This is a genomic window from Pseudochrobactrum mosebachae (assembly GCF_048914685.1).
Lineage (GTDB): Bacteria > Pseudomonadota > Alphaproteobacteria > Rhizobiales > Rhizobiaceae > Pseudochrobactrum.
The window spans coordinates 572,612-599,514 of the sequence record NZ_CP128408.1; the positions used below are offsets into that span (position 1 = coordinate 572,612).

The 26,903-nt window shown below is 49.7% G+C and carries 25 protein-coding genes; 16 read left to right on the forward strand and 9 right to left on the reverse strand.

Annotation, left to right across the window (positions count from 1 at the left end; genetic code table 11):
• The first annotated feature begins 11 nt into the window (after positions 1-11).
• Positions 12-524, forward strand: a complete 513-nt coding sequence (locus tag MP213Fo_RS02710) for a DUF992 domain-containing protein (RefSeq protein WP_421090153.1) — start codon at positions 12-14, stop codon at positions 522-524.
• A 192-nt stretch (positions 525-716) separates the two neighbouring features.
• Here the strand turns inward: MP213Fo_RS02710 and MP213Fo_RS02715 are convergent, their stop codons facing one another.
• Complete coding sequence (locus tag MP213Fo_RS02715) at positions 717-2,933, reverse strand: molybdopterin-dependent oxidoreductase (RefSeq protein WP_421090154.1); 2,217 nt, start codon at positions 2,931-2,933, stop codon at positions 717-719.
• Between the two features lie 85 nt (positions 2,934-3,018).
• Positions 3,019-3,867 carry an EamA family transporter gene (locus MP213Fo_RS02720; RefSeq protein ID WP_421090155.1) on the reverse strand — a complete coding sequence of 283 codons (849 nt, stop codon included), beginning with the start codon at positions 3,865-3,867 and terminating at the stop codon, positions 3,019-3,021.
• 167 nt (positions 3,868-4,034) lie between these two features.
• On the opposite strand from MP213Fo_RS02720, the gene MP213Fo_RS02725 reads away from it, so the two are divergent.
• The 4 genes from MP213Fo_RS02725 (at position 4,035) to MP213Fo_RS02740 (ending at position 7,053) form a co-directional block, all read left to right on the forward strand.
• Entirely contained in the window at positions 4,035-4,913 is an 879-nt protein-coding gene (locus MP213Fo_RS02725; RefSeq protein ID WP_421090156.1) for a 23S rRNA (adenine(2030)-N(6))-methyltransferase RlmJ, read from the forward strand.
• Between the two features lie 153 nt (positions 4,914-5,066).
• On the forward strand, positions 5,067-5,513 hold the full coding sequence (locus MP213Fo_RS02730) for a phage portal protein (protein ID WP_421090157.1): 447 nt from the start codon (positions 5,067-5,069) through the stop codon (positions 5,511-5,513).
• 127 nt (positions 5,514-5,640) lie between these two features.
• Positions 5,641-6,429, forward strand: a complete 789-nt coding sequence (locus MP213Fo_RS02735; RefSeq protein ID WP_421090158.1) for a ribonuclease T2 family protein — start codon at positions 5,641-5,643, stop codon at positions 6,427-6,429.
• A 24-nt stretch (positions 6,430-6,453) separates the two neighbouring features.
• Positions 6,454-7,053: a glutathione S-transferase gene (locus MP213Fo_RS02740; RefSeq protein ID WP_421090159.1), complete on the forward strand. Its 600-nt coding sequence runs from the start codon at positions 6,454-6,456 to the stop codon at positions 7,051-7,053.
• A gap of 56 nt (positions 7,054-7,109) precedes the next feature.
• On the opposite strand, the gene MP213Fo_RS02745 is transcribed toward MP213Fo_RS02740, so the two are convergent.
• The gene (locus tag MP213Fo_RS02745; RefSeq protein ID WP_421090160.1) at positions 7,110-7,760 is read right to left on the reverse strand and encodes an outer membrane protein; all 651 of its coding nucleotides are present in this window, start codon (positions 7,758-7,760) and stop codon (positions 7,110-7,112) included.
• A gap of 418 nt (positions 7,761-8,178) precedes the next feature.
• Entirely contained in the window at positions 8,179-8,829 is a 651-nt protein-coding gene (locus MP213Fo_RS02750) for an outer membrane protein (protein WP_421090161.1), read from the reverse strand.
• 435 nt (positions 8,830-9,264) lie between these two features.
• On the opposite strand from MP213Fo_RS02750, the gene MP213Fo_RS02755 reads away from it, so the two are divergent.
• The 6 genes from MP213Fo_RS02755 (at position 9,265) to MP213Fo_RS02780 (ending at position 14,894) form a co-directional block, all read left to right on the forward strand.
• Positions 9,265-10,047, forward strand: a complete 783-nt coding sequence (locus tag MP213Fo_RS02755; protein ID WP_421090162.1) for an SDR family oxidoreductase — start codon at positions 9,265-9,267, stop codon at positions 10,045-10,047.
• Positions 10,048-10,343: 296 nt separating this feature from the next.
• The gene (gene uvrC / locus MP213Fo_RS02760) at positions 10,344-12,179 is read left to right on the forward strand and encodes an excinuclease ABC subunit UvrC (protein ID WP_421090982.1); all 1,836 of its coding nucleotides are present in this window, start codon (positions 10,344-10,346) and stop codon (positions 12,177-12,179) included.
• Positions 12,180-12,401: 222 nt separating this feature from the next.
• Entirely contained in the window at positions 12,402-12,983 is a 582-nt protein-coding gene (gene pgsA, locus MP213Fo_RS02765; RefSeq protein WP_421090163.1) for a CDP-diacylglycerol--glycerol-3-phosphate 3-phosphatidyltransferase, read from the forward strand.
• A 5-nt stretch (positions 12,984-12,988) separates the two neighbouring features.
• A complete protein-coding gene (gene moaD, locus MP213Fo_RS02770; protein ID WP_421090164.1) occupies positions 12,989-13,246 on the forward strand; it encodes a molybdopterin converting factor subunit 1 in 258 nt (85 codons plus the stop codon).
• A gap of 9 nt (positions 13,247-13,255) precedes the next feature.
• Complete coding sequence (locus MP213Fo_RS02775) at positions 13,256-13,759, forward strand: molybdenum cofactor biosynthesis protein MoaE (protein WP_421090165.1); 504 nt, start codon at positions 13,256-13,258, stop codon at positions 13,757-13,759.
• 340 nt (positions 13,760-14,099) lie between these two features.
• Positions 14,100-14,894, forward strand: coding sequence for a YbaY family lipoprotein (locus MP213Fo_RS02780; RefSeq protein WP_421090166.1), 795 nt, complete (start codon positions 14,100-14,102; stop codon positions 14,892-14,894).
• A 102-nt stretch (positions 14,895-14,996) separates the two neighbouring features.
• Here the strand turns inward: MP213Fo_RS02780 and ndk are convergent, their stop codons facing one another.
• Positions 14,997-15,419 carry a nucleoside-diphosphate kinase gene (ndk, locus tag MP213Fo_RS02785; protein ID WP_421090167.1) on the reverse strand — a complete coding sequence of 141 codons (423 nt, stop codon included), beginning with the start codon at positions 15,417-15,419 and terminating at the stop codon, positions 14,997-14,999.
• Positions 15,420-15,731: 312 nt separating this feature from the next.
• Here ndk and MP213Fo_RS02790 point away from each other — a divergent pair, with 312 nt between their 5' ends.
• Entirely contained in the window at positions 15,732-16,244 is a 513-nt protein-coding gene (locus MP213Fo_RS02790) for a DinB family protein (protein WP_421090168.1), read from the forward strand.
• Positions 16,245-16,369: 125 nt separating this feature from the next.
• Complete coding sequence (locus tag MP213Fo_RS02795; protein WP_421090169.1) at positions 16,370-18,277, forward strand: ATP-binding cassette domain-containing protein; 1,908 nt, start codon at positions 16,370-16,372, stop codon at positions 18,275-18,277.
• 127 nt (positions 18,278-18,404) lie between these two features.
• Here MP213Fo_RS02795 and MP213Fo_RS02800 read toward each other — a convergent pair whose 3' ends face one another.
• The 4 genes from MP213Fo_RS02800 to MP213Fo_RS02815 form a co-directional block, all read right to left on the reverse strand.
• Positions 18,405-18,962: a hypothetical protein gene (locus MP213Fo_RS02800; RefSeq protein ID WP_421090170.1), complete on the reverse strand. Its 558-nt coding sequence runs from the start codon at positions 18,960-18,962 to the stop codon at positions 18,405-18,407.
• The gene (locus MP213Fo_RS02805) at positions 18,959-19,408 is read right to left on the reverse strand and encodes a DNA polymerase III subunit chi (protein ID WP_421090171.1); all 450 of its coding nucleotides are present in this window, start codon (positions 19,406-19,408) and stop codon (positions 18,959-18,961) included. Before MP213Fo_RS02805 ends, MP213Fo_RS02800 begins: the two co-directional genes overlap by 4 nt.
• Positions 19,409-19,577: 169 nt before the next feature.
• The gene (locus MP213Fo_RS02810; protein ID WP_421090172.1) at positions 19,578-20,183 is read right to left on the reverse strand and encodes a hypothetical protein; all 606 of its coding nucleotides are present in this window, start codon (positions 20,181-20,183) and stop codon (positions 19,578-19,580) included.
• A gap of 269 nt (positions 20,184-20,452) precedes the next feature.
• A complete protein-coding gene (locus MP213Fo_RS02815) occupies positions 20,453-21,940 on the reverse strand; it encodes a leucyl aminopeptidase (protein ID WP_421090173.1) in 1,488 nt (495 codons plus the stop codon).
• 309 nt (positions 21,941-22,249) lie between these two features.
• Here MP213Fo_RS02815 and lptF point away from each other — a divergent pair, with 309 nt between their 5' ends.
• Genes lptF through MP213Fo_RS02830 form a run of 3 tightly spaced genes read left to right on the forward strand, consistent with a single transcriptional unit; the run spans position 22,250 to position 26,903 of the window.
• Positions 22,250-23,455, forward strand: a complete 1,206-nt coding sequence (gene lptF, locus MP213Fo_RS02820) for an LPS export ABC transporter permease LptF (RefSeq protein ID WP_421090174.1) — start codon at positions 22,250-22,252, stop codon at positions 23,453-23,455.
• Positions 23,452-24,540, forward strand: coding sequence for an LPS export ABC transporter permease LptG (gene lptG / locus MP213Fo_RS02825; RefSeq protein ID WP_421090175.1), 1,089 nt, complete (start codon positions 23,452-23,454; stop codon positions 24,538-24,540). Before lptF ends, lptG begins: the two co-directional genes overlap by 4 nt.
• Entirely contained in the window at positions 24,540-26,903 is a 2,364-nt protein-coding gene (locus MP213Fo_RS02830; RefSeq protein WP_421090176.1) for an LPS-assembly protein LptD, read from the forward strand. Before lptG ends, MP213Fo_RS02830 begins: the two co-directional genes overlap by 1 nt.

Consider the following 26,903-nt stretch of genomic DNA (forward strand, 5'->3'; position numbering starts at 1 on the left):
AGGAAGATATTATGTCTCTCCGTCACACTGCTGCCCTTATTGCTGCCTTCGCGGCCGGTACTGCTGCTGTTTCAGCCTCTGCTGCTGATATGGCTTCTTCCCGTAGCGCTGTTACCCAGCCGCGCTCGGAAGTTGGCACACTGACCTGCGATTTCGCACCATCCATCGGCGTTATTATCGGTAGCCGTCAGGATCTGGATTGCGTTTTCAAGCCAGCCCATCGCGGCGCGCCTGTTGAACGCTATACCGGCCAGATCACCAAGATTGGCGTTGACCTCGGCTTCTACAATGGCGGCCAGCTGGCTTGGGCTGTATGGGCACCAACCGTTCGCCCTGAAGGCGCTCTGCGCGGCAGCTATGTTGGTGCATCAGCCAATGCCACGATCGGCCTTGGTATCGGCACTAATATCCTGACCGGCGGCACATGGAAAAATGTTTCCCTGCAGCCGATCTCCATTCAGGGTCAGAAGGGCCTCAATGTTGCAGTCGGGCTTTCAAACTTCCGCCTGAAATATCAGGGCTAAACGATTTGATCCGGCGCATTTCAGGCTGGCAAACTTCCGCCTGAAATATCAAGCCTAACCCTTTAAATATAAAAAAGCCCGCGCTGAATATCAGCGCGGGCTTTTTATCGGGATTTCCCGTCAATCAATTATAGGTTTGCGGCTACCCAGCAATTACGGGTCGTAACTGTTACCATGCTTACGCCAGCTGAATTATGCAGCCGTTTGCTCGGCCTGTTCCGTCCGCTCACCTTCAGCGCGCACCCATATTTTGATATCATGAAATGCAGCACCACCAAAGGGTGCCGCAGCATCTGCACCGGTGAGAATATTGATCCCCTCGCCACCCTCAAATGCAGAATTGGGAAACAGCCCCTCAGACACCACAACACCGCGGCGCAGTTTCTTACTACTACTGGCATTACCGCCAGTCTGAGCATTGGCCTGAGCATTGGCCTGACCGCTAGTTTGACCACCGCTATGCTGAATTTTAACATGCAGCACCAGCTCGCCACGCTCATTACCAATACGCACACGCGCACCGTCTACAAGCCCAAGCCCCGCCGCATCATCATCGCGGATCAGCAATTGCGGACGTATTTCTTTGGCAAGTGACGTCGGTGTCTCAGCAAAGCTGGAATTGAGAAAATTATGCGCCGGTGATGTCGTGAGCTTGAACGGATGCTCCTCGTCAGCCTGCTCATTCACCTGCCAGTGATCCGGAAACGCCGGCATATCGGCATAAGGCCCTTGCAACCCCATCGCCTCAGGCGGTCTGTCTGGCGCTTGCAGATTATGCCAGTCCGCACGCAGGCGAAATTTGCCATCGGGCCAGTTAAAACCGTCCAGATAATGTGCTTTTTCAAATGCCGGTTGCTTATCCAGCCAGCGCTGCTCGCGCATCGTTTCAAAATCCGGCATATTGCTGTTTGCCAGCAGGTTTTCAACCAATTGCCGCGCCGAGATATTAAAGCCAGTAAGCCCGCCAACGCCTAAGCGATTGGCCAGTTCATTGATCACATAAATATTCTCGCGTGCCTCACCCGCAGGCTCGATCAATTTGGCACCGAGCAACACATGCTGCTGACCGCCGCCGCGATAAATATCGTCATGCTCCAGAAACATCGTGGCCGGCAGTACCAGATCGGCCATTTGAGCGGTGTCGGTCATGAAGTGCTCATGCACCACGGTAAACAGGTCTTCACGCATAAAGCCCTGACGCACCAGACGCTGCTCCGGCGCCACATTGGCAGGGTTGGTATTTTGCACCAGCATCGCCATAACCGGCGGCCCGCCATAAAGTGCCTCGCGGTCACCGGTCAAAACCCTGCCGATCTTCGATTGATCAAGCGAGCGCACCGAAGGATCAGCAAATTGCGTACCCTCGATTTCGGATTTATCCATGCCGAAAATGCCCGAATTGGAATGGAATGCACCGCCGCCTTCATACTGCCATGCACCGGTGACACAGGCCACCGCCGCTGCCGCATGCATATTAACCGCACCATTGCGCTGACGTGAAAACCCGTAGCCGAGACGAAAGAAAGTGCGTTTGGTTGTACCAACCAAATGCGCAAATGCTTCAATATCGCTCACAGCCACACCGGTAATTGCCTCTGCCCATTGCGGCGTGCGGCTTTGCAAATGGCGCTCCAGCGCCTTTGGCTCATCCGTATAGCGGTTGAGATAATCCCAATCGGCCAGCCCGTCACGAAACAATACATGCATCACAGCGCAGGCAAACGCGCCATCACTGCCGGGTTTGAGCACAATACCGATATCAGCCTGCCGCACTGTTGCTGTTTCATAAACATCAATAGCCACAATTTTAGCACCGCGGTCTTTACGCGCGCGTGCCGCATGGGTCATCACATTCACCTGCGTAGCGGCGGCATTGGTACCCCAGATCACCACACAATCAGCTTTGGCAATCTCGCGCGGATCAGGCCCGCGCAACGCACCGGTACCGGCCACATAGCCGGTCCATGCCAGATTGGTGCAAAAACTGGTAAAAATATTGGAATATTTTTTAGCATGGCGCAGCCGGTGAATAGAATCGCGCTGCACCAACCCCATAGTGCCGGCATAATAATTCGGCCAGATGCTCTCTGCACCATAGCGCTCTTCAGCTTTCAAAAATTTTTCAGCTGTCAGATCAAGCGCATCAGCCCATGAGATTTCCTGCCACTGCGCGGATCCCTTGACACCTTTGCGGATCAGCGGCTTCAGCAACCGTTCTGGATGGTGAATACGCTCTGCATAACGGGCAACCTTGGCGCAGATCACACCGGCGGTATAGCTATTGTCTTTGGCGCCGCGAATACGCCCGATCGTATGGCTGTCAAGAATCTCCACATCCAGCGCGCAAGTGGACGGACAATCATGCGGACAGGCCGAATGGCCGATTTGTGGAGCAGCGCGCAGTGTCATAAAGCAAATCCTGAAAATTCTATTTAATAAGCATAAGGCAATTTACGGTTCAGATCATCAAATTGCTTTAAGCATGCCTAATTTTTTAGACCAGACGCATCAGCACGGTACCGCCAACAATCAACAGCGCACCGGCAAGGCGTTTGCGGCTGATATATTCACGCAGAAACAACAGTGACAATACCATGCCAAACAGTATCGAGGTTTCACGCAAGGCTGCCACCATAGCCACCGGTGCCATTGTCATAGCCCACAGTGCCAGCCCGTAAGAGCCGAGCGTGCCTGCCCCGCCAACCAGTGCCAGATGGCCATGAGATCTGACCTGCCTGAGAAGCTTGCCGCGATAGCGCCAGATGCCCCATAGCACGACCGGTATTGCATTGAATAAAAAGGCCCAGAGCGTATAGGAAACCGCATTACCGGAAACCCGCACGCCAAGCCCGTCCACCAGTGTGTAACCGGCAATGAACAAGGCATTAACCAGCGCAATGAAAATAGTGCGGGAGGTATTTTGGCCGAGCTTACCAGATAAGCGATCCAGCGCCATTGTCAGAACACCGCCGCAGATCAGGCAGATTGCCAGCCATTGCATGCCACCCAGCACTTCACCAATCAGCGGGCCAGCGGCCAGCGCTACCAGCAGCGGTGGAGTACCGCGCATCAACGGATAGGCCAGACTCATATCGCCATTGCTATAGGCCGCTGCAACCAAAAACAGATAAAACACCTGAAATGTGGTTGATACCACCAGATAGGGCCAGCTTGCAGATGAGGGCAGCGGCACAAACGGAATGATCAGCAAGGCTATGACGCCTGCTGCCCCGCACACCATGACAGCATTGAGATATTTATCCGAACCCGATTTAACGATGACATTCCAGCTTGCATGCAGCAATGCGCCAAACAGAACGACAAGAACGACAAAACCAGACATAGCGTCACCGGAATGTTACATAACCGGTCTATAGAGCAGAATCAGATTAACCGCTCATCCGGTGTGCCGGTTATGGCATAATCATCTGCGAACAGATATATGGCTGTAACCCAGCCTGCCAGAATGATGCGCGACATATACAGCGCCGCAACCGGAAATAGTCCATTATGAATTATCGCCACGCCTATCACGCCGGAAATTTTGCCGATGTGTTTAAACATATCGTTCTGTCCCGTGTGCTGCTTTATATGCAGCGCAAAGACTCTGCCTTGCGCGTGATCGACACCCATGCCGGTATTGGGCGCTATGATCTTGGTGGCGTTGAGGCTGGCAAAACGCTGGAATGGCGCGGCGGTATTGAGCAGGTACTGGAAGCCAAAACCAACGGCAGCATTCCGGCCAATGTGCTGGAGTTGATAGCGCCTTATCTAGATATTATTGAAAATGAGAATGCGAGTGCCAAGAAAAGCGGGCATCTGCGTTATTATCCGGGATCACCGCTCATCACCCGCCGTTTGATGCGCCCGCAAGATCGCTTGTCGGCACTTGAATTACACCCGCAGGACGCCAAAACTCTTGCCGCCTTGTTTGAGGGCGATTATCAGACCCGCATTACCGAATTGAATGGCTGGCTGGCACTTGGGGCACATCTGCCGCCGAAAGAAAAACGCGGCTTGGTGCTGGTTGATCCGCCGTTTGAAATTGCCGGTGAGTTTGACCGTCTGGGTGACGGACTTTTAAAAGCGCATCGCCGTTTTGCCACCGGTACTTATATGTTGTGGTATCCGGTTAAAGACCGCCGTGAGGTCAATCGTTTCATCAGCAATCTGAAAGAAACCGGCGTACCAAAGATTTTGCGTCTGGAATTGTCAGTGCGCGCACCCTCAGCAGAAGAGCGTTTTGACGGCACCGGTATGATTGTGGTCAACCCGCCTTATCTGCTGCAGGAAGAAATGACCAAGATTTCGCCCTGGCTTGCAGAGCTGTTTGGCGAGAACAATCAGGGCAATCACCGCATTGAATGGGTTAACGGTGAGCAGCAGTAATTTCTTTGTTTTGGAGCATTGTCACGGGCGTTAAGGTGATTCAACCGAAGTGGAAAATGCTCTAATCACCCTCTTGTGTGTAGATGCACCTTGACCCGCGCGCAGAATACAGCAAAAACTGCAATTAAGAGTTATTTAAACAAGGACAGTATTATGTCATTTCGCTCCGCTCTTGCTCTTACACTGTTTGCAGGTCTGTCAGTGTCAGCCAATCTGTCTGCGCCAGCACAGGCCGCAGATTATATCGCTGTTGCGCCAGCAGTTGCCAGCAATACGGTTTGCCATGAACAGGGTGTGATCAACAGTGCCGTTGCCCAGTTTTCGCGGCTGGTGCGCGGCGTACCGCAAATGCCTGCTGTCAGTATTCAAGCCGTCAGCAATGTGAATACCACGCGCTTTGACCCGAAGACCTATCCATCAGGTATTGAGCGCCATTATTGCAGTGCTACGGCTGTGCTCTCGAATGGTGAAAACCGCGATATGTGGTACATGATTGAAGAGAGACAGGGTCTGGCCTCCATGGGACGCAATGTTGAATCCTGCGTTGACGGTTTTGACAAATGGTTCGTTTATGATGGCCGCTGCCGCGTTCTCCGTTAATTTATAAGTGCTCAACATGGTTTTTAAAAATAACAGCCCGTTTCTGTTGATGAAGCCGGGCTGTTTTTCTGGATCAGCTGCAGCCCTCGCTTTTGCTTTAGCGTTTTATGCGTTGACGGCCTATTCTGTGTCGGCCAACGCAGAACCTCTGAGTGACAAGCTGTTGCAGGGCATGGCTAAAGATATCGGCGGCGATTTAGGCAGGTTAGCACCTAAAAATATCCCTGAGCCGAAACGGGATGCCCTGCAAAACAGGCCGGCCTTGCGGCCTGAGAGCAAGGTTCAGCACCGCCCTTCAGCAACTCCGCCTGTTATGAAAATACCTGCCAATCCTAAAGGCAGCGGCTTTGATTTTTATGTGTTGTCGCTCAGCTGGTCACCAAGCTTTTGCGCCGATAATGGCAACCGGCCAAATGCCCGTCAGCAATGTGCGAGCGGGCGCAATTTCGGTTTTGTTGCCCATGGGCTATGGCCGCAATATGAGCGCGATTATCCGCAAAGTTGCGATCACCGGCAAGCTCAGGATGTGGTACCACGTGATATTGTATCTGCAATGTCTGATATTATGCCCTCCGGTGGGCTCATGCGGCACGAATGGCGCAAGCACGGTACTTGCGCCGGCCTGAGCCAACGCGAATATTTTGACACGTTGCGCATGGCTTATAACAGAGTGACCATTCCGCCTGCCTATCGCACAGTTGCAAGCTCCCGCATGGTGGACCCGCAATTGCTTGAAAAGGCTTTTATCACGGCAAATCCGGGTCTGCCTGCTGATGCAATCGCGGTGACTTGCAACCGCAGACGCGTGCAGGAAGTGCGTATTTGCATGGATAGTACGATGAAATTCCGACCATGCGGACAAGTTAATCGCAATGCCTGCCGCAGCCGTTCTGTAACAATGCTACCAAATCGCTGATTATCGTTTAACGAGGCTTTCTCCATGCATAAGCTCTATTCTTCCCCTACTTCACCCTACAGCGCCAAAGTGCGTCTGGCAGCACATTACGCCGGTATTGAGCTTACAGAGCAAATTGTGGTTACCAGCGAAGAGCCAGCGGAACTGATTGCCGCAAACCCTTTGGGTAAAATTCCAACACTGGTTACAGCAGACGGCAAGCCTGTTTTCGACAGCCGTGTTATCACCCAATATCTCAATCGTCTTTCCGGCAATAAACTATTTCCGCGCAATGCAGAAAAACGCCTTGATGCGGAAAAATATGAGGCGATTGCCGATGGACTATGTGATGTTCTGGTTGCGCATGTTTATGAGCGCCGTCAGCGTCCTGCAGAGATTGTTCACCAACCGGTGCTGGATTTATACTGGAAAAAAGCGGAGCGCACTCTCGACCTGCTGAATGAAACCGCACCGCGCATAAGCGCCAAAATCCATGGCGGACATATCGCTATTGCAGCAGCACTCGGTTATCTGAGCCTGCGCTTTGGTAATGGCTGGGAGCGTGGCCGTCCGAAATTGAAGCGCTGGTTTAAACGCTTCTCGGAACTCCATCCTGAGCTTACAGCTCTGCTACCTAAAGCTTGAATTTATACAAAAAAGCCGGGAGTTTCCTCCCGGCTTTTTCTTTGTGATCTGATAGATCAGAACTTGTAGCCAACACCCAGACGGATATCGTGTGTCTGCAAGCCAGCATCAGTTACCGGACCGCTATCCAGCTGAAAGTCTTTTTTACCGAAATCAGTGTAACGATATTCCAGACGGGCTGTTACATTTTCAGTCAGGAATGTTTCAGCACCAGCACCGGCTGTCCAACCAACACGGAACTTGTCATCGGATGATGTTGCGTCTGAAAACTTAACCTGCGCACCGGCAATACCTGCCGTTACATATGGCATCACAGGTCCCATATCGGCACCAAGACGAGCACGGATCGAGCCGTCGAAACCGCTTTCAGCAGTCAGACCGAGGTCTTCTTTTTTCGCCCAATTGTAGCCGGCATCACCTTCAAGACCATAAACGATATTATCGTTCTGGAAGTTCCAGCCTGCATAGGCACCAGCTTTGGCATTGTTATCTTTCAAATCACCAACAGCATTGTCGGTTTTGAATTTGTTGATGCCATAACCCAGATATAGACCGGTGTAACCACCCGCCCAGCTGTTCTGCGGTGCAGCGGCAACAATCGGTGCAGGCTCATATGGTTGCGGTTGAATCGCATCTGCGGCAAAAGCTGTGACAGAAAACGGCAGCAACGCAACAGAAGCAAGTGCCAGAGATTTGATAGTGCGCATACGCATTGTCCTTATAGTTTTAAATTCGTTGAACAGCGAAGCTTTATAAGATTGGCACTATCAGCCGGGATGAGCCAATATTGCCTTATCATGCTTCATTGCTTTCCTCTTTTGGTTTAAGAGAAAAGCATCGCCTAACGAGCAAAATATGATCGAAAAATGCGGCAGCACAAATGCCGGAAAGTGGAAAAAACCAGTCCTTATTATGTCGGAAACATGACGGCGGATTATTGCCGCAATCATTGCCACTACAAAAGGTGGGCCGAAATTCTGACATGCTATTGATTATAAAACAAAAAGCCGGAAGTAATTCCGGCTTTTTATAATATGGCTATCTGTTGCCCTCTTAACTGAGATAATGGTTCACAGAATTGTGAGAAGCTTTAAAAGAGTATGCTTACAGACTCACAGCCCATGTTTAAAATTTATAAGCTAAGCCAAGCCGGACATCCTGACTATTATATTTTGTTTGCGGGGCTGCAAGCTGGCCAATAAGCAAATCTTTTTTACCAAAATCAGAATAATGGTATTCAAACCGAGCAGAAACATTTTGTGTCAGAAGAGCTTCAACACCTGCTCCGGCAGTCCAACCAACACGGAATTTTTTATCAACATCACCGCCAGCGTTGTAGCGCACTTGGGCACCTGCAACACCACCCGTGACATATGGCATAAACATGCCCATATCATAGCCCAAACGCGCACGTAGCGAGCCGTCAAACCCACCCTGAACGCCAATCACCCCTGATGCTTTCTTAGTATTATTGTAACCGGCATCGCCTTCAACACCATATACAATATCATCGTTCTCGAAATTCCAGCCCGCGAAAGCACCATATTTAAAATTATTGTCCTTCAAAATTTCATCAGGTGTATTGAACCTGAAGTCATTTTTTGAGCCCCCCACATAGCCACCGATATAACCACCGCTCCAGGTATTTTGCGGTACAGGCTGAGCAGCGGGCACAGGCTCTGCCGGCGGTGCAACAATGATATCCGCTGCATATGCCGGCAATGAAAGCGGTAAAACAGCCGCTGAAATCAATATTAAACGCTTAAAATTTAACATTTACACTCCTAATGAATTTAAAGAATTCTTTAAAAAAGATCGTTTTCTCAATGTTTCCCATGGTTGCAACCATCGGAAAATCCTATCGTTTTCTCTAAGAATATAGCTTGTAAAATCTATAATTGTGACCAGAAATCGTTATGAATATGACAGAAAAAAGATGGTGCAAGTTGGCAACATTCTCTTATATATTAAATAGTTAGCTCAAATAATCATTAATTTATTTATCAAGATAAATATTTGCTAACGCCTCTTTCCTGCTCATTCTCACAGGAGAAACAATCTTAAATAAATATCTCACTCCATTTACGAAACAGGCACATCAAATATGGTTCTATGTTAGTATAATAGTGTGATCTACAATTTGGCTTAGCCTCGTCCCTTAGGCGAAGGCACTGCCAGATTCGAAATGATATAATAAGGATCAATTCAAATATGCCTGCCACACCTATAAAATCGCCTGCCCTCCCTGTGACACTCATTACCGGCGGGTCAAAACGTATTGGTGGTCATATTGCTCAGGATCTCGCAGCACGCGGCTATCCGGTTATCATTCATTGCAACCGCTCTGCTGATGAAGCTGAAGCACTGGCACAACGCATTCGCAACCATGGGGGCAAGGCAGCGGTTGTGGTTGCAGACCTCTGCGACAGCACAGCAATTTCTTCACTTATGGAGCGTGCGCAGCAACATTTCGGAGCGATCGAACTTTTAATAAACAATGCCTCACTTTTTGAGGATGATCGTATTGGCACACTTTCCCACGAACTCTGGGACAGGCATTTTGCAGTACATGTCAAAGCACCGGTATTTCTGGCGCAAGCTATGGCAGAAGCTCTGCCGGAGGGACGCCACGGCTTGATCGTCAATATTACCGATCAGCGTGTGTTGAAGCTCAATCCGCTGTTTCTGTCCTATACGCTTTCCAAAGCCACATTATGGACAGCCACACGCACACTGGCACAAGCGCTTGCCCCGTATATTCGCGTTAATGCCATTGCTCCGGGCCCGACGCTGCCCAGCGAAAGGCAGAATCCGGATGATTTTCAGCAGCAGGTGGATGGCTTATTGTTAAAAAGAGCGCCGGCGCTGGATGAATTTGCCACGACAATTGACTATCTGTGGAATACACGATCCGTAACAGGGCAAATGATTGCACTTGATGGCGGACAACATCTGGCATGGGAAACGCCGGATATTGCAGGTATTTCGGAATGACGCAAAACAGCCGTGGCAATGGCAATCATGATATGCCGTTGCCCGATAATATTGATGATACTGCCACGATTGCCCCCCTTGAAACAGCTGGCGATGAAGCAGACACTTTGCCTGATGATCATCAAAGTGATGAAGCAGATTATTCTGCAGAGGTCAGCTCTGTGGCAGCTCTAGTCAATAATATCCGCTGGGATTCAGCGCTCTCTGAATTTGACGCCTCCGCAGATGGGTTGAGCGGCACCGAAGTTATCAATGCCTTTGTAAAAAAGCTGCCCAACAACCCCGGCGTCTACCGGATGTTCAACCATGCCGGCGATGTGCTCTATGTGGGCAAGGCCAGAAATCTGAAAAAACGCGTTAGCAACTATGCGCGCGGCCAAGGGCACAGCAATCGTATTGCGCGTATGATCCGCGAAACGACGACAATGGAATTTGTGGTCACGCGCACGGAGACCGAAGCGCTGCTGCTGGAAGCGAATCTGATCAAACGCTTACGCCCGCGTTTTAATGTTTTACTACGTGATGATAAATCTTTTCCGTATATTCTGATTTCCGGCGACACCCGTGCGCCCGGCATCTTCAAACATCGTGGCGCGCGCTCTAAAAAGGGTGAGTATTACGGCCCCTTCGCCAATGCGGGTGCGGTCACACGCACAATCAACACGCTGGAACGGGCATTTTTACTGCGCAGCTGCGCAGATTCAATGTTTGAAAGCCGCAGCCGCCCCTGTCTGTTGCACCAGATCAAACGCTGTTCCGGCCCCTGCACCCATGAGATCAGTGACGAGAATTATGGCAAGCTGGTTGGTGAAGCCACAGCCTTTCTGTCAGGCAAAAGCAAAGCGGTGCAAGACCATATGCGCGAAGCGATGAGCGCCGCCGCAGAGGAACTGGAATTCGAGCGCGCTGCCACTTATCGTGATCGCTTATCTGCATTATCCCATATTCAATCCCATCAGGGCATTAATCCGCATACGGTTGATGAGGCAGATGTTTTTGCTATCCATCAGGAAGGCGGATTGGCGTGTATTCAGGTGTTTTTCTTCCGTACCGGTCAAAACTGGGGCAATCACGCCTATTTTCCAAAGGCCGATCCCTCGCTATCTGCAGCGGAAGTGCTGGGCGCTTTCATCACCCAGTTCTATGACAACAAGCCCTGCCCTAAACTAATTCTGCTGTCTGAACTTGTAGACGATCTGGAGCTGCTGAGTGAAGCGCTGTCTGCCAGTGCCGGCCATCGCGTGCTGATCAATATACCGCAGCGCGGTGAGAAAAAAGACCTTGTCGATCACGCCATGACCAATGCGCGCGAGACACTCGGCCGTCGTCTGGCAGAAACCTCGTCACAGGCGCGGCTGCTGAAAGCTATGGCGGAAACCTTTGAACTGCCGCGTGTTCCACGCCGAATTGAGGTTTATGATAACTCACACATAATGGGTACCAATGCCGTGGGCGGCATGATTGTGGCAGGGCCTGAAGGCTTTGTGAAAAACCAGTATCGTAAATTCAATATCCGCTCGACCGAGATTACCCCCGGCGATGACTTTGGCATGATGCGCGAAGTGATTGAGCGGCGGTTTGCCCGCCTGCTCAAAGACCATGCGGCACCGGAGGCTCAAAGCACCGCCCTGCCTGCAAGTGATGCAACCGCAGAAGAGAGTGCGGATGATAGTTTTCCGGCATGGCCGGATGTTATCCTGATCGATGGTGGACAAGGTCAAGTGGGTGTAGTTCGTGCCATGCTCACCGAGCTTGGCTTGAATGATCATGTAATTTCAATCGGTATTGCTAAAGGTGTTGACCGTGATGCAGGGCGCGAGCGGTTTTTTGTCAGCGGCAAACCGGCATTCACTTTGCCGCCGCGTGATCCGGTTTTGTATTTTATTCAACGCATGCGCGATGAAGCTCACCGTTTTGCTATCGGCACCCATCGTGCCAAACGTAAAAAAGAAATGATCAAAAGCCCGCTCGATGAAATTGCCGGTATCGGCCCGTCCCGCAAGAAGGCTTTACTGCATGAATTCGGTACGGCTAAAGAAGTATCACGCGCAGGTCTGGCCGATCTTATAAAAGTTGAAGGCATTTCAGAAGCACTTGCAAAAACCATATATGATCATTTTCGCGATCAATAATATTTGATCTTCCGTGATATGCACATAATAAGACGCAAAAAACCCATGATCATGTTGCTTTTTAAGCTATAGCAGGATTGATGGTAGCAGGCTGACAATGATTTGTTGTATAGCTTTGTTTGCCTATTTCTTATCGCGTGCCGCAAGGCTCGCTTCTCTCCAACTATGAGCTGATGCTCGCGAATATCCGCTATCCGGATTTCAAATGGGTTTTAGGGGACTATGAGTAAACACACATTATCACTGCCCAACATCCTTACATATGCACGTATCGTTGCTGTGCCCCTTGTGGTTTTGTGCTTCTTTCTCGAAGGACATCTGAAAAGCAGTGATTCAGCCCGCTGGACGGCATTGGCCATTTTTGCGGTTGCCAGTATCACCGACTTTTTTGACGGCTATCTGGCACGCATCTGGAAACAGACCTCCAATATTGGTCGCATGCTCGACCCGATCGCGGACAAGCTGTTGGTTTCGGCGATTTTGCTGTTGCTGGCTGCGGATGGTACAATTGCCGGATGGACGCTGTGGGCGGCTATTATTATCCTGTGCCGTGAGATTTTGGTTTCAGGCTTGCGTGAATATCTGGCAGACCTCAAGGTCAGCGTGCCGGTATCCAATCTTGCCAAATGGAAAACCACAATACAGATGATTGCACTGGCATTTTTGCTCGCAGGCCCTGCCGGTGATAAAGTTCTGCCATACACAACAGAAATCGGACTGGTCTTGTTGTGGATTGCAGCCATTCTCACATTATATACGGGCTGGGATTATTTCCGTGCCGGTATCAAACATATGATTGATTAAAGCAAATGCCGGTTAAACTCGTTTATTTCGCATGGGTCAGAGAGCAGATCGGACGATCCGAAGAGCTGCTCGCTTTGCCGGCCGAGATTACAACAGTTGCCGGCCTGCTGCAGTATTTATCTGGTCTTGGTGAGAATTATGCGCAAGCGCTGCGCTTTCCTGATGTGATCCGCGTAGCGATCAATCAGGAACATGTTGATCATGACGCGCTGATTGCGGGTGCAGCCGAAATCGCCTTGTTCCCGCCAATGACCGGAGGCTGAACGATTCTGTTGACACGATGGCAGCCGTTTATTCTGGTTTCAGATGTCGATTTTGATGCATCTGTACTGACCAGCCAAATGACAGCAGACCGCACCGATATCGGCGCGGTCGTCAGCTTTACCGGCTATTGCCGCGACGAGAATAAAACCCTGCAAGCGCTCGAGCTTGAGCATTATCCCGGCATGGCAGAAGCGCAGCTAACCAAGATTGCGGTTCAAGCAATAGAACGATGGCCGCTGCAGGCTCTCACAATTGTGCATCGCTATGGTCTGATTAATGCCGGTGAGCAAATTGTTTTTGTGGCCACGGCCAGCAAGCATCGGCAAGCGGCTTTTGAAGCCGCAGAGTTCCTGATGGATTATCTGAAAAATGATGCGCCGTTCTGGAAAAAAGAACATTTAATTTCAACTCCGCCAGTGCAAAAACTTGCGGCAGCCGCTGATCCACGCAAGGGTTGGGTAGAGGCAAAATCGAGCGACACAGATTTAAAAAAGCGCTGGAAGAAACATTAAAGCCCCCTGCCCTATAGCTAGCCGCAACCAATTGTTTTCTCCCCATTCTCGGTTTTTGCCATAAGTAAACCATAAAACCTGCGTAGTTTTTAGCTGTGATTCATTCCTTCTCCTTCTTGTAAATATGCACAATTTCAGCTTCACTCAGTATAGGGAGCCGTACATAGTTTACATGATAACAGGTGTGAAGATCACATTCCGGCTGCCTTAAGGCGGCTTTCGCAATGCAAAAACAGGCTAAGGTTAAATTTTAAGGTAAATGACAATTTATTAGTCATTCACCGGTAATATATAACCAGTAATAGGCTTGTTCTCTGATATTGCAAAAACAGGACAAAATATGTTGATTGGTAAAGCTCGGATTATTGCAGCATCTTTATTAGGTCTGGCCGTTCTCGGCAGTAGCGCAATGCTCCTTTCCTCAGCCATGCCGACGCAGAGCATTGCGTCTGAAAAAAGCATACGCGGCAGCGTCATGTATCGGGAGCGTATCGCTCTTCCGCCGGAAGCCAGCCTGAATATTCAGCTGCTGGATGTTTCGCTGGCAGATGCGCCTGCACAAGTGATCGCTGAACAGCAGATCAGCCATTTGCAATCAGCGCCTATTCCGTTTGAGCTTAAATTTGATCCGTCCAAACTGATTGCCAACCATACTTATGCATTGCAGGCACGTATTAATGCCGGTGATACGCTGTGGTTTATCAATGATACGCGCCATGAGTTCAATCCGGAAAAATTTGATGCACCATATGAAATTCGGGTTGTGAATGTGCGTAAAAACACGGCAGTTCAGGCACCGCTGACATTGGAAAATCATGAATGGCTCACAGAAGATATTCGTGGTGCCGGTGTTATTGATACCGCGCAGACCACATTGAGCATTGCGCCGAATGGTGATGTTTCAGGCTCCGGTGGCTGCAACCGCTATTTCGGAAAAGCGACCATTACCGGTGATACCATTAATTTTGGTACAATCGGCTCCACCTTCATGCAGTGCCCGCCTGCGCTGATGGATCAGGAAACCAAGTTTCTTGATGTCCTCAAACAATCGCGGGCATTTACCATCACTGATGGCAAACTTTATTTGCTGGGTGAAAAAGGCTTGGAACTGGCAAGGCTTGCCAATAACACCTGATTTTCCGCTCAAGATTCCATATAAAAAAGGCGCTGCATCATTGCAGCGCCTTTTTTCTTGTCTTAATTTTCTTGTCTCAATTCGTTGAGCAAAAATTTAAACTTAGCCAACGATTTCGGTGCCGGAGAACCAATAAGCGATTTCTTCAGCAGCAGTTTCAGGAGCATCTGAACCGTGAACCGAGTTTTCACCGATCGACAATGCGAAAGACTTACGGATTGTGCCTTCGTCTGCATTGGCTGGGTTGGTTGCGCCCATGATTTCGCGGTTTTTCAGAATGGCGTTTTCGCCTTCCAGAACCTGAACAATGGTTGGGCCGGAAATCATGGTTTCAACCAGTTCACCGAAGAAAGGACGTTCTGAATGCACTGCGTAGAAGCCTTCAGCTTCGCGCTTGCTCATCCAAACGCGCTTGGAAGCAACGATACGCAGACCAGCTTCTTCGAGCTTGGCGGTGATTGCACCGGTCAGGTTGCGCTTGGTTGCATCAGGCTTGATCATGGAAAAAGTACGTTCGATGGCCATCGGTAATCCTGTAACTATTTTGAGGAAAGGTGCCGTTCTATAGCGTTAGAACAGCTTTTTGCCAAGAGGCTGTTTACGACAGGCGATATGTTTGCCACGAGGCACGCCGTCATTCGCAGCGTTTTATACCTGGCCAATTGTGCAGAAAAATGACAACCGCCTGATAATAAAGCTTTTTAACCTGCTTTCATAACCCAGACAGGTTATAGTTAACGCAACACGCAGCCAATCAGCGATTCTGACCATTCAAGGCCATAATCAGAATATGAATTACCCTATGATCTATCCACGGTTTTTGACGAGAGCTCAATGATGAAGCAACATTTTCAGATGCTTGCTGCCTATAATGGCTGGGCCAACAAACAGCTTTTCGATGCTGTGGCGACATTGAGCGAAAGTGAATACCGGCAGGATGCGGGACTGTTCTACAAGTCTGTCCATGCCACACTTAATCATGTGCTTGGCAATGACCGGTTGTGGATGAAGCGTTTTACTGGTGAAGGTGATCACCCTAAATCGCCGGATGCCATTCTGTATCTTGCGCTTTCTGATCTGCGCATTGCCCGTATTCAGGAAGACGCCCGTATTTTTGAATGGATCGAAGGACTCTCACCAAGCGATGTGGCCGGTCGTTTTGTTTTTCATAATATGAGCGATATGCGCACGATCAGCCAGCGGCTTGCCCCTGCCCTTGCGCATCTGTTTAACCATCAGACATTTAACCGCGGGCAGGTTTATGCAGCGCTCACCATGCTCAAGCGTGAAGCACCGGTGCTCGACATGATGAGTTTTCAGAAATCGGAAGCCGGTCGCCGGTTCTCCTGAGATCGATAAAAGCACCAACGAGTATCAGCCAAATCTGATCTTATAGTGCAACTGTATCAAAACTTCATCTGTCCGGCACTGTTTGCCTCTTGCACAATCTTGCTATCCCGTGCAAAAACCCGTTCATGTTGATCCTTAATGATATCACCGTCCGCATGGTCGGACGCGTCCTCATAGACCATGCCAGCGTAACGCTGCCATCGGGCTCCAAGACCGGTTTTGTCGGCCGTAACGGTACCGGCAAATCAACGCTGTTCAAGGTTATTACCGGTGAACTGGCGTCAGATACCGGCGATATTTCGATGCCGCGCAATACGCGCATCGGACAGGTTGCGCAGGAAGCGCCGGGTACTGAGGAATCTCTGATCGAGATCGTGCTGAAAGCCGATAAAGAGCGCCTTGCTCTATTGGAAGAAGCAGAAACCGCAACCGATCCCGAGCGTATCTCCGAAATTTATATCAGGTTGGCAGATATTGAAGCGCATTCAGCGGAATCGCGTGCCAGTGCCATCCTGTCTGGTCTCGGCTTTGATAATGAAGCGCAATTGCGCCCTGCCTCGTCATTCTCCGGCGGTTGGCGTATGCGTGTGGCGCTGGCCTCTGTGCTGTTTGCCCAGCCGGATTTGTTAATGCTCGATGAGCCGACCAACTATCTCGATCTTGAAGGTGTGTTGTGGCTGATCGATTATATCAAGCGCTATCCATACACTGTTATCATCATTAGCCATGATCGCGACCTGCTCAATTCGGCAACCACCTCGATCATGCATCTTGAAAACAAGAAACTCAGCTTCTGGCGCGGTAATTACGACCAGTTCGAACGGTTGCGTGCTGAAATGCTGGAATTGCAGCAGAAACAGCGTGTCAAGCAGGACGCACATCGCAAGCATATGGAATCCTTCGTTGAGCGGTTCCGTGCCACAGCGTCGAAAGCCCGGCAGGCACAATCACGCCTGAAAGCATTGCAAAAGCTGAAGCCGATTTCTGCCCATTATGATGAGCATGTGCAGCCGTTTCGTTTTCCTGAAGCGGATAAAAAAGCTGCCTCACCGATTATCGCGCTGGAAAATGCGGATGTCGGCTATGAGCCGGGCAAAGCTATTTTGCGCAATCTGTCCTTGCGTATTGATAATGATGACCGCATTGCACTGCTCGGCTCGAACGGCAATGGTAAATCCACGCTTGCCAAGCTGATTTCAGGCCGTCTGGAACCGGAAACCGGCTCGCTGACATTATCGCCTGCCCTGAAGGTCGCATTCTTTGCCCAGCATCAGCTCGATGATTTGATACCGGAAGACAATGCGATTGAGCATGTGCGCAAGCTGATGCCTGACGCCACTGAAGCCAAAGTGCGCGCACGCGTTGCCCAGATGGGGCTGGCGACCGAAAAGATGATGACCTCCGCCAAGGAGCTCTCCGGTGGTGAAAAAGCACGTTTGCTGATGGGACTTGCGACCTTCCATGGCCCAAATCTGCTGATCCTTGATGAGCCGACCAACCATCTGGATATCGACAGCCGCGAGGAACTGGTGCATGCGCTGAACGAGTTTAAAGGTGCCGTTATCCTCATCGCCCATGACCGTCATTTGATCGAGGCAACGATGGAACGGTTATGGCTGGTTCGCAATGGCACTGTGCAGCCTTATGATGGTGATCTTGATGATTACCGCTCAATGGTACTGAGCGATAAAAGCTCGCCAAACAGCACATTTGATACAGCTACAGCGGCCGCACCGGCTAATGCCGGCCCGAAAATTTCGAAGGCTGACCAGCGTAAGCTTGCCGCACAAAAACGCGAACAGCTTAAGCCTTTGCAGAAAAAAATTAATGATTCCGATCAGTTAGTTCAAAAACTGCAGAAAGAGATTCAAGCTATCAAGGCCAAACTGGAAGATCCTGCCCTGTACAGTCAGGATCCGCAGAAATCTGTGCAGCTGAACATTGATTTGAAAACAGCGGAATCAAAGCTTGATGATGCTGAAGAAAAATGGCTGGCGCTGACGTCAGAATATGAAGAGGCGATGGCTGGCTAAAGCATTTCACTATCAAATTTCATCAACTTGATAGCTATGACAATGCCAAAATTTTACATCGCTGCTGTATAAATATTGCGCTTAATATTCAGCCCGCAAATCTTTTGGATTGAGGGCTGTTTTTACATCAGGATTTTTGGCGGCGGCGTAAGCGCATAAAGCCATATAGCCCGCCAATCATGGCCACCAGACCGGCACTGGTGATTGTCTCATTGACCGGTGGCGCACCGCGCCGCAGCACCAGATCGGCCCGCGTGAGCGACAAGCCGTCTTCCACACTGCGCACACTGAATTCATAGTTTCCTGCCTGCACTGTTTCCATATCCGGAGCATCCTGACGGATCGGCGCGCCACTTTGCGGTTGGTCACGCTGCTCATTACCACTTTTGGGACTATAACTCAGACGCTCGGCCAGCACCGGCACACCATCACGGCTCACAGCCAGATTCAGTACTGATGCACGTTGACCGCTGGTTGCGCCCTGCATCGGTGTGGCATCGACAAAAATACGCAGCGGTGCATCTTCAGGCTTCAAGGTAACACGCGCGCTCTGGTAACCACCATCGCGCTGATACAGAACCCAAGTGCCAATTTCTTCACCGCCAAAATGGCGTTGCGCCCAGGGCCAAAGCACGCCTGTGCCGAGCCCAATCACAAACAACACAATACAGATCATGCGCATCATGCTTTTTTCTCCCAGCGGCGGTCGGCATTTTGCTGCCAATAGGTGAGTTGATGCCCCTCTGCCTTCAACGTTTTCCATTGCTGACGCGCAATTGCCAGCTGGCTGGCATCATGGCCGTCAAACATCACCACCAGACGCTCATAGTTTTCGGCCGCAGTAACCGGTGCGCCCTCAACCACAAAGCGCACCGTTGCGTTATTCGGATTGGCATCTGTGACCGTTAAAAAGGCAGGCTGGTGCTCCGCATAAGGCTGGGCATCGGTGCCATGGGCAAGAAAGGAAGCATTGCTCCATGTCCATAGCAAACGATCGAGCTCATCACGCCGCTCTTGCGTGGTCATTTGGATAGCCACCCGCCAGCCGCGTTCCAGAGAGCGATCAACAAGCCCCGGCAGTGCCTCATCCAGCACCGATTCCGTCAGATGATAAAACAGGATTTCCGCCATCAGCCAATGAATGGAGCGAACTGCTCCTTACCTCGCATGTCTTGTATTAAATTACTTTAAGAACCTTAAACCAGAAACAAAACGGCCTGTCGATCAGACAGGCCGTTTCATACATTAAATTCAAGACTTGTGAAAACCAGTGCAGGACGATCAGCCACAAATCTAGCGCTTAGCTCAGGCTACTTGCCGATTGGCTTTGCGGGGCAACAATACTACGCATACCAAGGCAGAGTAACAGCAAGTAGCTCAGACTTTCCAGCACCTCTTCTGCAAATTCATTATAGGCAAAGCCGTGCATCTTTTCAAAAACCTCACCCAGAACAATCAAGGCTGCGGCCAGATAAAACGGCCATGCTTTACGGCTGAAAACAAATTGAAGAACCGGACGGACATAATATGCCCGACGGAAAATATAGACACCGGCAAAAGCAATAACCAATGCTGCCTCATGCCAGCGAAATGCATGGGATTTAAAATAACTGCTTAGAGGCCCTGTCGGCTCAACTTCCAGTTCACGGAAAAAGAATATCACCATCAGCACTGCCATACCGACAGCAAACATCCGCGCCGGACCTTCCGCGCGCAATCCGCCGATCAAAAATGCCACTGCTGCCAGCGCCAGATACAAAAGCTGCACATTTTCGATTAACCCATCCTCGCTCATTTCAGCGACGAGATTATTGAGATCGGTCACGGCATAAAAGAACAGCGCATTTGCGGCCAGCAAAATCAATGACAGCACAATAAACCGACGGGAATGAAAAGATTGAAACACAGACAGATCCAAATAAGTTTGCTTAACCACACTCAGCACAGCTTCAGCAGCTGCTGATACACGTCATTTAGAGACAGGTGGTAAAACCTTCATAAAAACTACATATTAGTTTAACAATATATTCTTTAACATTGTAATTGAAATATGACCGCCTTATTCAATTTAAGGTGAGTAGATACCCATCAGGCAGCATTTGAGCGGTATTACCGAATAAAAAAGGCCGGTGCGAACACCGGCCTCATTCATATTATCCAGCCTTGTAAGGCTTATCAGCCTTCGTAATGATCACGCACAAGACGATCCAGCAGACGTACACCGAAACCTGAAGCCCATGATTCATTATACTCATTAGCTGCACTATCCATCGCAGTGCCGGCAATATCCAGATGTGCCCAAGGCGTATCGCCAACAAAGCGTTTCAGGAACTGTGCGGCCGTGATCGATCCGGCATGACGGCCTGTGGAGTTACGCATATCCGCAAATTTGGAATCAACAATCTTGTCATATTCCTTGGTCAGCGGCAGACGCCACAACTTCTCACCACTGCTCTGTCCGGCATCAAACAGCTGTCCGGCGAGCTCATCATCATTCGAGAACAGGCCGGCATGATGTGTGCCCAGTGCCACAATAATTGCGCCGGTCAATGTTGCAAGATTGATCATAAAGCGTGGCTTATGCGTTTTTGCGGTGTAATACAGCGCATCGGCCAGCACCAGACGACCTTCAGCATCAGTGTTGATCACTTCAATCGTCTGACCCGACATTGAGGTGACAATATCGCCCGGACGCTGCGCATTGCCATCAGGCATGTTTTCCACAAGGCCGATCACGCCAACGACATTCACCTTAGCCTTACGGCCAGCCAGTGCACGCATCAGACCGGTAACGGCAGCAGCGCCGCCCATATCGCCCTTCATTTCTTCCATACCCAGTGCAGGTTTGATGGAAATACCGCCGGTATCAAACACAACCCCCTTACCCACAAAGGCAACCGGCTTGTCTTTGGCTTTACCGCCATTCCATTCCATCACCACAAGGCGTGGCGGACGAACAGAACCCTGAGCCACACCAAGCAATGAGCCCATACCGAGCTTTTTCATTTCTTTTTCGGTCAGAATAGTAATTTTAACGCCGAGCTTTTCGAGCTTCTCAGCTTCCGCCGCAAATTCTACCGGTCCCAAAACATTGGCGGGTTCATTCACCAGCTCACGTGCCAGCAACACACCTTCACCAAGCTCGGCCATAGCGCCATAGGCTTTTTCAGCAGCAGCAACATCCGCAACATTCAATGTCAGCTTGATGTCTTTGGCATCAGTTTTGTCGTCGCTTTTCTTGGTCTTATATTTATCAAAGCGGTAGGCACGCAGCTGTGCACCCAGCGCAAATTCTGCCGCTGCATCCGCAGAAACTTCAAGACCGTCCACAGCCAGAATGGCATTGGCTTCACCGGATTTGCCGATTTTGCCAAAGGCAGCGCCGCCAATTTTCAGCCAGTCATCATTTTTCAACTTGGCAGGATCGCCAATACCAACCAGAATCAAACGTTCTGCACCGGCATCATTACCAAGGTAAGTATCGAGGGTAGCACCAAGTTTGCCCTTGAATGCGGCTTTCGCAATCAGACCCGCAACAAAACCTTCACCGCCAACATGCTGTGCCTGCTCGGCTACAGAACCGTCTTTGCTCACGGGAATGATCACAACATTTTTCAGCTTTTCTGAAAAAGTAGTGAACTTGATGACTGGATTTTTAGACATAATCACTCCAATAGATAAAAAGAGTCGCATAACTTAATCATTGTGTGGCGCGATCATGGCTAAACCACAAGATATAAATTACCCGTTCTGACGAATAAGTGTTTTGTTAACCTAATTTCTTTCCCTATTTTTAGCCAAGACTGCTTTATGATAAACACTAATAATATGACAGACGTTTGCTTGGCTTAGTTAAGCGGCTATAGATCTTCAATCATAAGTTTGTGTAAGCAAATTTTATGATAAATTCAGCAGCATGATTCAGCCCGTTAAAGGCAGGGTTTAACCAGGGTTCAGGATATATTTCAGCCTATGAAACTGATTGAGCGATACATCCTGCGCCGTGTAGGAATAATGTTTCTGGCTGTGTTTTTCGCAGCCATCGGCATTACATGGACGGTTCAGGTCTTGCAGCGCATCAACTTCCTGACATCCAGCGGGCAGTCTCTGGCGACTGCTATCCAGTTTTTTTCACTGTTCATTCCTTCAGTTATTCCCTTGGTTATGCCTTTTGCACTGGTGATTGCGATTACGCAGACACTTTCAACCATGAATCAGGATTCCGAGCTGGTGGTTATCAATGCCTCCGGCAGCCCGCGCACCGCTGTTATCCGCCCCATTTTAATCCTTGCCGCAACATTATCCATCACCTCCTTTTTGGTCGCCAATTTCGTAGACCCCTATGCGCGCTATAATATGCGTTCAATGCTGGCTGATGCGAGCGCGGATCTTTTAAATGTTGTGGTACAGGAAGGCAGCTTCCGTAAGCTTTCAGACAATCTCTATGTGCAGATTGCCGAGCGTAAGCCTGACGGCAGCATTGGCGGCATGTTTATTGCTGATGCCCGTGATCCGAACACTGATCTGATTTATTATGCACTGAACGGCGCTATCGCCAATAATAACGGTAATGATATTCTGCTGATGAATGAGGGTGAAATACAACGCCGTGATGTTAAAACCGGCAATGTATCGATCATCAAATTTGATCAATATGCTTTTGATCTCAGCCAGTTCACTGATTCCACCGGTGATATGGTGCTTTATGCCAAAGATCGCCATCTGTCATACCTGATCAATCCCGACAAGAATGACCCGGTTTTTCAAACCAGACCGCTGCAATATCGCGCGGAACTGCATAAACGCCTGACAAACTGGCTCTATCCGCTTGTCTTTGCCATGATTGCTCTTGTACTGGCTGGCGATGCGCGATCGCATCGCGAAGCACGGGTTTCAGCCTCTTTCTCGGCCATTTCTTTATCACTGCTGGTCTATTGGGGCGGGTATTTTGTTTCTGACCGCGCAGAAAAAGATGCCAATTATATTGTTATTATGTATTTGATTCCGTTTGGAGTCATTGCGCTGTGCCTTTACGCTTTGTTCAGCGGACGCTCGCTGAGCCTGCCCTCATCATGGAGCGATAAGATAGAAGACAGAACCGAGTCTTTCACCAAGCGTATCCGCGCCATTTATGAGCGCCTCAGCGGCAAAAAGACAATGTCAGGAGACCGCTCATGATCGGCTGGACACTCGGACGCTATTTTTTCATGCGCTATGTGAAAACCACTTTCTTTTTTCTGCTCGGTATTTTCGCACTTTCACTGCTGCTGGATTTTACTGAAAACGCCAGCAAACTGGCCGCCCTGCCCGATTATACTGTATGGGCAGCACTGGGCCTGTCGGCCATGCGTATTCCGTTTATCATGCAGCAGATCATTCCGTTTGTGGCGCTGTTTTCGGCCATGGCAACGTTGATCGCGCTGAACCGCAGCTATGAGCTGGTGATTGCGCGCTCTGTAGGCGTTTCAGCATGGCAGTTTTTGCTGCCAGCTTGTTTCGGTGCTTTTTTGTTTGGCTTGCTGACTATTTTTATTGTCAATCCGCTGGCAGCCTATGGCTTTGCCAAATCAGAAGAAATCACCACTCAATGGCGCAATGGCAATGTGAATACGATTTCTGCAATCCGCGATCCGTGGCTGCGGCAGAAATCCGGTGATCACGAAACCATTATCGGCGCTAAAGGCATTCTTTCTCAAGGCACGCATCTGACTGATGTCAGCTTCTTCGTATTCAACGAAGATAAAACCATCAAAGAACGTTATGATTCCCGTGACGCCCAGTTAGAAGACGGTTATTGGAACCTGACCAATGTGACCCATATTGTTGAGGGGCAGGAACCTAAAGAACTTTTATCCATGCGAATTCCAACCCAGCTAAAGCCGGAATTCGTCGAAGAAAAATTATCTTCACCCGAAACGGTTCCATTCATTCATTTACCTCGCAAGATCGAAGTAGCCCGCTCTTTCGGCTTCTCCGCCAAAGCATTTGAAATGCAATTCCAGTCTCTGCTGGCTTTGCCTGCTCTTTTGATGGCGATGACGCTGATTGCTGCAACAGTATCATTAAAATTTGTGCGTTCAGGTCAGTCCGGCGCTATGATTCTGGGTGGCATCATTGCAGGCTTCATGCTTTATGTCGTAACAGTACTTGCCAAAGCCTTTGGTACGGCAGGATTCGTGCCGCCATTTGTAGCGGCTTGGGTTCCGGTATTGATTGCAACATTTTTTGGAATCTCCTTTTTGCTCCATAAGGAGGATGGTTAGTGGGATTGAGTAGCCCCCGCACGGTAGTATCTGAGTACCTCACGCGCCTCGCGCGCGGGACAGCTCTTGCGTGCATTTTTTCCACCTCTGTGATGATGTCCTTGTCCACTGCAGCCTTTAGTCAGGATGCGGTGCCGGGAAGTGAATTCGGCAGTCAATATCAAACCAATCCTGACGCTAAAATGTTATTGCAGGCTGACAATCTGATTGTTGACCGCGACCAAAACACCGTTACTGCTGCCGGCAATGTACAGATTGAATATGACGGCAACCGTCTTGTTGCCCGTCAGGTCGTATATAATCAGGCGACCAAGCGCATGGTTGCTAAAGGCAATGTTGAAATTGTCGAACGTGATGGCAACAAGATTTATTCAGACGAAATGGACGTAACGGATGATTTCCGTGACGGCTTCGTCAATGGTTTGCGTGTAGAAACCACCGACGACACCCGTTTTGCTGCTGAAAGCGCCGAACGCAGTGGCGGTGAAATCACCACATTCAATAATGGCGCCTATACGGCATGCCGCGCCTGTGCTGATAATCCGGAGAAACCGGTTCTCTGGCAGGTTAAAGCTAAAAAAATCATCTGGAACGGCACTAAAAAGACCATTCGTTTTGAAAGTGGCCGTTTTGAAATGTTCGGCAAGTCATTGTTTGCCCTGCCTGCTTTTGAAATTGCCGACCCGAGCATCAAGCGCAAGAGCGGTTTTCTGTTTCCAAGTTTTGTCTATAAAGACGAGCTTGGATTCGGTGTAAGAGGCGCCTATTTCTGGAACCTGGCTCCGAATTACGACATCACTACATATGGCACAGCACTCAGCAAGCAGGGTTTTTTGAGTGAGACCGAGTGGCGCCATCGCCTTGAAAATGGTACTTATAGTGTCACTGTTGCCGGTATTTACCAGTTAAAACCGGGTGAGTTCAGCTCATGGACAGTTGATGCTAAGGAACGCACCCGTATGATGGTTGCTTCGCGCGGTGATTTCAAAATCAACCCGCGCTGGAGTTTCGGTTGGGATGTTATTGCCCAGACCGACAAAAACTTCAGCCGTACCTATAAAATCAGCGGCTATGGCAGTGAAGCCCTGACCTCCAATGTCTATTTGCGGGGTATTTCCGGTCGCAATCATCTCGATGTCAATTTTTACAAGTTCAAAGTGCAGGAAAGTGTCGAAACCGGCCATTCGAGGGCTGTTGACACAAAACAACCTTGGGTCCTGCCAAGCATTGACTATCTTTATACGGTTCCGGAGCCGGTTTATGGCGGTGAGCTGACGATCACCAGCAATCTTCAAGGTATTTATCGCGAGACATCGGATGCATTACCTAACAGCACGAATGCGCGTTTTATGCGCGGTATTAAAGGCACCAGCGGCCGTTTGAGCACTGAAGCTGAGTGGAAGCGTACATTCATTTCCGAACAGGGTTTGGTTATTACGCCACTTCTGGCGTTGCGTGGTGATGCGATCGGTATCGATACGCCGGATACATTCGGCACTGTAAATGAAGTCCGTTCTCAGGCTTTCCGCGGCATGGCAACAGCCGGCCTTGAATTGCGCTGGCCAATTTTGTTTTCATCCACCAGCATGACACAAATTCTGGAACCTACCGCTCAGATTTTTGTTCGCAACAATGAACCTTATGCCGGTCAGTTGCCAAATGAAGACGCGCAGAGCTTTGTTTTTGATGCGACCAACCTGTTCACCCGAGATAAATATTCCGGTTATGACAGGATTGAAGGCGGTACCCGCGCCAATCTCGGCCTGCGTTACTCCGGAACACTGAATAATAGCTGGTCTATTCATGGGCTGGCTGGTCAGTCGTTCCATCTTGGCGGCGTTAACTCCTTCAGCGAAACCGATTTTGTTGGCGCAGGTGCAGATTCAGGCCTTGAAGGCAAGCGCTCTGATTATGTTGCCATGTTGGGTATATCCAATAGCAGTGGCCTGGCATTTGCAGCACGCGGACGTTTCGACAAGGATAATCTTGATATCAAACGCGGTGAGCTTGAAGCCAGCCACAATGGCAAGACCGTTCAAGTGTCCGGAAAATATGCATATATCACCAAGCAGCCTGATTATGGTTATAATGACACGCGTCAGGAAGTAAGCCTGCGTGCCTCAACGCGCTTTAAAGAAAACTGGCGTGTATTCGGCTCCGGCACTTATGACCTGGTTTCAGACACATTAGTACGTGCGCAAACAGGCCTGGCCTATGATGATGAGTGCTTCACTTATTCCATGGCTTATGTTCAGCGCCGCAGCCCGGGGCAGGACAAAGTTTCCCATTCGGTTGGCTTCAATATATCTTTCCGTACACTGGGTGATTTTGGTCAAAGCATCAGTTCCGGTGATTCATTTTAA

Bases quoted from the DNA above. Each gene is read 5' to 3' on its own strand.
- MP213Fo_RS02750 (WP_421090161.1), bottom strand. From the start codon at position 8,829: ATGTTAAATTTTAAGCGTTTAATATTGATTTCAGCGGCTGTTTTACCG.
- MP213Fo_RS02815 (WP_421090173.1), bottom strand. From the start codon at position 21,940: ATGTCTAAAAATCCAGTCATCAAGTTCACTACTTTTTCAGAAAAGCTG.
- lptF (WP_421090174.1), top strand. From the start codon at position 22,250: ATGAAACTGATTGAGCGATACATCCTGCGCCGTGTAGGAATAATGTTT.
- MP213Fo_RS02715 (WP_421090154.1), bottom strand. From the start codon at position 2,933: ATGACACTGCGCGCTGCTCCACAAATCGGCCATTCGGCCTGTCCGCAT.
- lptG (WP_421090175.1), top strand. From the start codon at position 23,452: ATGATCGGCTGGACACTCGGACGCTATTTTTTCATGCGCTATGTGAAA.
- pgsA (WP_421090163.1), top strand. From the start codon at position 12,402: ATGAGTAAACACACATTATCACTGCCCAACATCCTTACATATGCACGT.
- MP213Fo_RS02790 (WP_421090168.1), top strand. From the start codon at position 15,732: ATGAAGCAACATTTTCAGATGCTTGCTGCCTATAATGGCTGGGCCAAC.
- MP213Fo_RS02800 (WP_421090170.1), bottom strand. From the start codon at position 18,962: ATGATGCGCATGATCTGTATTGTGTTGTTTGTGATTGGGCTCGGCACA.
- MP213Fo_RS02710 (WP_421090153.1), top strand. From the start codon at position 12: ATGTCTCTCCGTCACACTGCTGCCCTTATTGCTGCCTTCGCGGCCGGT.
- ndk (WP_421090167.1), bottom strand. From the start codon at position 15,419: ATGGCCATCGAACGTACTTTTTCCATGATCAAGCCTGATGCAACCAAG.
- MP213Fo_RS02755 (WP_421090162.1), top strand. From the start codon at position 9,265: ATGCCTGCCACACCTATAAAATCGCCTGCCCTCCCTGTGACACTCATT.
- MP213Fo_RS02740 (WP_421090159.1), top strand. From the start codon at position 6,454: ATGCATAAGCTCTATTCTTCCCCTACTTCACCCTACAGCGCCAAAGTG.
- MP213Fo_RS02720 (WP_421090155.1), bottom strand. From the start codon at position 3,867: ATGTCTGGTTTTGTCGTTCTTGTCGTTCTGTTTGGCGCATTGCTGCAT.
- MP213Fo_RS02795 (WP_421090169.1), top strand. From the start codon at position 16,370: ATGTTGATCCTTAATGATATCACCGTCCGCATGGTCGGACGCGTCCTC.
- moaD (WP_421090164.1), top strand. From the start codon at position 12,989: ATGCCGGTTAAACTCGTTTATTTCGCATGGGTCAGAGAGCAGATCGGA.
- MP213Fo_RS02725 (WP_421090156.1), top strand. From the start codon at position 4,035: ATGAATTATCGCCACGCCTATCACGCCGGAAATTTTGCCGATGTGTTT.
- MP213Fo_RS02745 (WP_421090160.1), bottom strand. From the start codon at position 7,760: ATGCGCACTATCAAATCTCTGGCACTTGCTTCTGTTGCGTTGCTGCCG.
- MP213Fo_RS02730 (WP_421090157.1), top strand. From the start codon at position 5,067: ATGTCATTTCGCTCCGCTCTTGCTCTTACACTGTTTGCAGGTCTGTCA.
- uvrC (WP_421090982.1), top strand. From the start codon at position 10,344: ATGTTCAACCATGCCGGCGATGTGCTCTATGTGGGCAAGGCCAGAAAT.
- MP213Fo_RS02805 (WP_421090171.1), bottom strand. From the start codon at position 19,408: ATGGCGGAAATCCTGTTTTATCATCTGACGGAATCGGTGCTGGATGAG.
- MP213Fo_RS02780 (WP_421090166.1), top strand. From the start codon at position 14,100: ATGTTGATTGGTAAAGCTCGGATTATTGCAGCATCTTTATTAGGTCTG.